At 58.9% G+C, this 1,249-nt stretch carries 1 protein-coding gene; it reads left to right on the forward strand.

Going from position 1 to position 1,249, the window contains the following annotated elements:
• Positions 1 to 6 precede the first annotated feature (6 nt).
• A protein-coding gene (locus tag V3B25_RS22310) for an IS3-like element ISStma2 family transposase (RefSeq protein ID WP_329811561.1) occupies positions 7 to 1,249 on the forward strand; the annotation gives its coding sequence in 2 pieces (ribosomal slippage) (positions 7 to 454 and positions 454 to 1,249; 1,244 coding nt annotated over the 2 pieces). This gene is flagged as partial in the annotation.

A 1,249-nucleotide genomic window follows, 5' to 3' on the forward strand; every position in this document is an offset into this window, starting at 1 on the left:
GGATACATGAACAAATACGACGCGCGTTTCAAACTGCAGGTCGCCAAAGAGGCCTGCAAGACCTCCACATCGGTCAAAGCCATTGCCCGTCGCCACGGCCTGGAGTTCTCCACGGTCAGGCGCTGGGTGGCGACCTATCGGCTGCATGGTTGGCGGGGATTTCATCGCCAGGCCCGGTCCTATGACCTCCCGTTCAAGCTGGCTGTCCTGGAGAAGATGAGCCAGGACGGCCTGTCCGGGCGCGAGGCCACCACCTACTTTCAAATTGGCGATGCCGGCGCGGTGGGGCGATGGCGGCGCCTGTATGCTCAAGGCGGTGCCCAAGCGTTGGCACCCCCTCCGCCGCCGCCCCGAAAGCCGATGAAGAAGACCCGTTCGTCCAAGCCGCCTGAAGATATGAGCCGCGATGAGCTGCTCAAGGAAGTCGCCTATCTGCGTGCGGAGACCGACTACCTAAAAAAACTCGATGCCTTGATCCGGGAAGAGCAGGCGGCGCAGGACGCAAAGCGCAAGCCGTCCAAGGATTGAGGCAGGTTCATACGCTGTCGCTTCTGCTCGAAGCAGCTGAGCTGTCACGCAGTACGTTCTATTACCAGAACCATGTCCTGGCCCATCCGGATCAGGATGAGGCAGCCCTGTGCGAGCGCATCCGTGCAATCTACGATCAAAGCCAAGGGCGCTATGGCTATCGCACGGTGACGCTGGAATTAGCCAATCAGGGTCATCGGACCAATCACAAGCGGGTTCAGCGCCTGATGGGGGAGATGGGGCTGAAATCGCGGGTGCGTGTGAAGCGCTACCAGGCCTTCAAGGGGGCGGCCAATGTTGTGGTTGGCAATGACCTCAATCGCCAGTTCCATGCAGAGCGGCCCAACCAGAAGTGGGTGACTGACGTGACCGAGTTCAAGGTGCAGGGTATGAAGCTGTACCTGTCGCCGATCATGGACCTCTACAACGGCGAAATCGTGGCTTATCAGATCAAGCGTCGGCCCGTATTTGATCTGGTGGGTCAAATGCTGGAGGAGGCCATCAAGAAGCTTTCCCCGGATGAGCGCCCCATGATCCACTCCGACCAGGGCTGGCAGTACCAGCATGAAAACTACCGGCACATGCTGGAAAAGCACTCGTTGAAGCAAAGCATGTCCCGGCGCGGCAACTGCCTGGACAATGCGGCGATGGAGAGCTTCTTTGGAACGCTGAAGTCGGAATTCTTCTACCTGAACAGCTTTGACAGCCTCGAGAGTCTGGA

Source organism: Stenotrophomonas sp. SMYL8 (assembly GCF_036320065.1).
GTDB classification, from domain to species: Bacteria; Pseudomonadota; Gammaproteobacteria; order Xanthomonadales; family Xanthomonadaceae; genus Stenotrophomonas; species Stenotrophomonas maltophilia_A.